We start from the raw sequence: 3,277 nt of genomic DNA, 5'->3' as shown, positions 1-3,277 counted from the left end.
CGACTGGTCGCCCGAGATGGCTCAGGAGGCACAGAGGAGAGCTCGTGCTTCGGGACTCGAGGATCGGGTCACCGTGCGTCACCTGGGGATTCACGAGCTCGACCGGCTTGGCGACGCCACATTTGCTTGCGCCTATTCCAGCCTGGGACCGCTGAACTGTGTCCCCGACCTCGCGGCCGCCGCCCGCCTGATTGGCGAACGCCTCTGCCCCAGAGGATGCCTCGTCGCTTCCGTGATCGGTCGTATTTGTCCCTGGGAGATTGCCCTCTACGGTCTCCGTCGAGATTTCGACCGTATCCGCGTGAGGTTCTCGCCGGACTTCGTTCCCGTTCCCTTCTACGGCCGAACCGTTTGGACTCGCTACTACGACCCGACGGAGTTGGAGACGGCGTTCGCCGCCTCGGGTTTCACCCGAGTCTCCCTCCGGTCGCTCGGGCTACTGATGCCGCCGCCCTACCTTTCGGGATTTGCCGAGCGCCATCCGAGGTGGCTCGCGCTGCTCGGACGCGTCGAGGACTGGATCGGCTCCTGGCCGCTCTTTCGGCGCTGGGGCGACCACTTTCTCATCGTGATGCGGAAAGCGTGATCCTCTTCTACAATCCCCTCTCGACGACACCCGGCAAGCAGCCGCTGCCGCTTTCGTTGATGTCGCTCGCCGCCGTGGTCGAGGGGAATGAGCCCTGGCAGCTCGTCGACGGAAATCTCGTCCCCGACCCCGCCCCGGCCATCATCGCCGCGGCTCGCGAGGCTCGGCTCGCCTCGCCCGTCCTCGCGGTCACGGTGATGCCCGGACCTCAGCTCACGCAAGCGGTCTCCGTTTGTCGACGCGTGCGGGCCGAGCTTCCGGAGCTCCCCATCGTATGGGGCGGGTACTTCCCGACTCAGCACAGCGAAACGGTCCTCGAGTCCCCCTACGTCGATTTCGTCATCCGTTCCCAGGGCGAGATGGCGCTCCTCGAGCTCCTGCAGGTCATGCGCTCGGGCGGGTCGTTCGCGAATGTCGGAAGCCTTTCCTGGAAAGACGACCGAGGCGCCATCGTCCACAATCCCCTTCGCCCTCTGACGTCGCCGAACGATCTGCCGGATCTGCCCTACCACCGGGTCCCGATGGCGAACTACATTCGCGGGGATTATCTGGGCTCGCGCACCGTCGCCCACAACTCGTCGTTCGGCTGTCCGTTCGCGTGCAACTTCTGCGCCGTGGTGTCCATGTCGAACCGAAGCTGGCTTGCCCAGTCGCCCGAGCGTGTGGAGCGCGTCCTCCGACATCTCGTCCGAGTCTACGACGTCGACGCCGTCCAGATGCACGACATGGATTTCTTCGTCTCCGAGGAGCGCACGGCGGAGATCGCCGACCGCATCGAGGACCTCGGCATCGGCTGGTGGGGCCTCGGCCGGGTCGATACGCTGATGCATTACTCGGACGCCACCTGGCGAAAAATGGCCCGCTCGGGACTGAAGATGGCCTTCTCGGGCGTCGAGTCGGGCTCGGACGAGATGCTCGAGAGGATGAACAAGGGCGGCAAGGCTTCGGCCCAGCTCGCCATCGAGCTCGCCCGGCGCATGCGCGAGCACGCCATCGTTCCCGAGTTCTCGTTCGTGCTCGGATCTCCGCCCGATCCGATGACGGACGCCGATCGCACTTTCGAGCTCATTCGGAGGATCAAGCGAGTGAATCCCGCGACCGAGATCGTGCTCTACATGTATACGCCGGTGGCGTTCGAGGGAACGCTCTACCGGGACGCACGGGAACGAGGGTTCGCTTTTCCGGAAACGCTCGAGGAGTGGGCCTCGGATGAGTGGCGCGAGCTCTCGATGCGACGGGGCGACCGTCTTCCGTGGATTTCACCAAACGTCAGGCGACGGGTTCGCAACTTCGAGCGCGTTCTCAACGCTTTCTATCCGACGACCACCGATCGACGGCTCACGCGATCTCGCCGTGCCATGCTGAGAGCGATCAGCTCGTGGCGTTACCGTTTCCAAATCTACCGGGCGCCGTACGAGCTTCGCGCGCTCCATCGGCTGTGGAGATATCAGCGTCCCGAGACGACGGGTTTCTAAAGGTGTTCCTTCGCCGGCGGCGCACTCTCGACCCGCAGGCAGCCTACGCCCTCTGGGCCGACACCTACCCTCCCTTCGCCCACAACGCGCTCATGGAGGCGGAGCAGGCCGCCATGGAGAGAATGCTTCGCCCACTCAGGGCGGGCCGCGCGCTCGATGTCGGCACCGGCTCGGGCCGCTACCTTCGCCTTCTCTCCCGCTCGGGTGCTCGAATGATCGTGGGGCTCGACCTCTCGGCAGCCATGCTCCAGCGCGCTCGAGACTCCGGAATGCCGTTGGTCCGGGCCGACGCCCGGCGACCGCCGGTCGCATCCCGATCTTTGGATCTCGTCGTGGCATCGCTCATGGTGGGAGACATCGACGACCTCGCCGCCTGGACTCGCGAGATGTCGAGCGCACTCCGACCGGGGGGCTCTCTCCTGTACTCGGATTTCCATCCGTCGTGGGTGGAGGCGGGCTGGCGACGGACTTTCGAGACGCGCGATGGCCGATCGTGGATCGTGCCCTACAGCCCTCACAGCCTCGACGAGCATCGGTTTTCCGTTACTCGAGCGGGACTCGAGATCGTCCACATGGAGGAGCCGATGTGGAAGGAGCGGCCGGTGCTGGTCGTCGTACAGGCGGTGAAGAAATAGACCCGTGTGGCGGAGCGCCGTCTGTATCACCAACGCACGAGTCGTCGCCGAGGGGCAGCTTTCGTCCTCGATCCGCTTTTCGTCTCGCGTTCTCGAGATTGGCGCTCCGCCGCGGCCAGGCGACGTCGTCGTCGACGTCGACGGCGCCTTCGTCCTCCCCGGTCTCGTCAACGCACACGATCACCTCGAGCTGAACCATTTCGGCCGACTGAAGTTTCGTCCGACCTACCAGAGCGCGTCCGAATGGGTCGAGGACATGCGGCCCAGGCTTCGAGAAGATCCAGGAATCCGAGAAGGCCGAGAGCTGACGCTCTCCGATCGTCTGTTGATCGGAGGGCTCAAGAATCTTCTTTCCGGCGTCACCACCGTGGCCCACCACAACCCGTTGTATCGAGAGCTCCGCCGGGGGTTCCCCATTCGCGTCGTGCGGCGATACGGGTGGGCCCACTCTTTTTTCCTCGAAGGTCGACCGGTCGGAGCCAACGGCGAGCTGGCCGCTGCGGTGAAACACGCCTATCGGGCCACGCCTTCGGAAGCGCCGTTCCTCGTTCACGTCGCCGAAGGAATCGATCGTCGCTCCC

The 3,277-nt window shown here is 64.9% G+C and carries 4 protein-coding genes; all 4 read left to right on the top strand.

The features are described from left to right. Window positions 1–586 (top strand): class I SAM-dependent methyltransferase (locus tag VEK15_05855; GenBank protein HXV60198.1); only part of this gene is annotated, 586 nt, incomplete at its 5' end. Beyond that, window positions 583–2,061, top strand: a complete 1,479-nt coding sequence (locus VEK15_05850; protein HXV60197.1) for a radical SAM protein — start codon at window positions 583–585, stop codon at window positions 2,059–2,061. The genes VEK15_05855 and VEK15_05850, both read left to right, overlap by 4 nt. Before the next feature lie 2 nt (window positions 2,062–2,063). Continuing rightward, on the top strand, window positions 2,064–2,696 hold the full coding sequence (locus tag VEK15_05845; GenBank protein ID HXV60196.1) for a class I SAM-dependent methyltransferase: 633 nt from the start codon (window positions 2,064–2,066) through the stop codon (window positions 2,694–2,696). 4 nt (window positions 2,697–2,700) lie between these two features. After that, a partial coding sequence (locus VEK15_05840; GenBank protein HXV60195.1) for a hypothetical protein occupies window positions 2,701–3,277 on the top strand: 577 nt, incomplete at its 3' end.

It is taken from the genome of Vicinamibacteria bacterium, from assembly GCA_035620555.1.
Taxonomy (GTDB): domain Bacteria; phylum Acidobacteriota; class Vicinamibacteria; order Marinacidobacterales; family SMYC01; genus DASPGQ01.
Note: the sequence above shows the minus strand (reverse complement) of the source record. Positions and strands in the feature narration are given on the sequence as shown.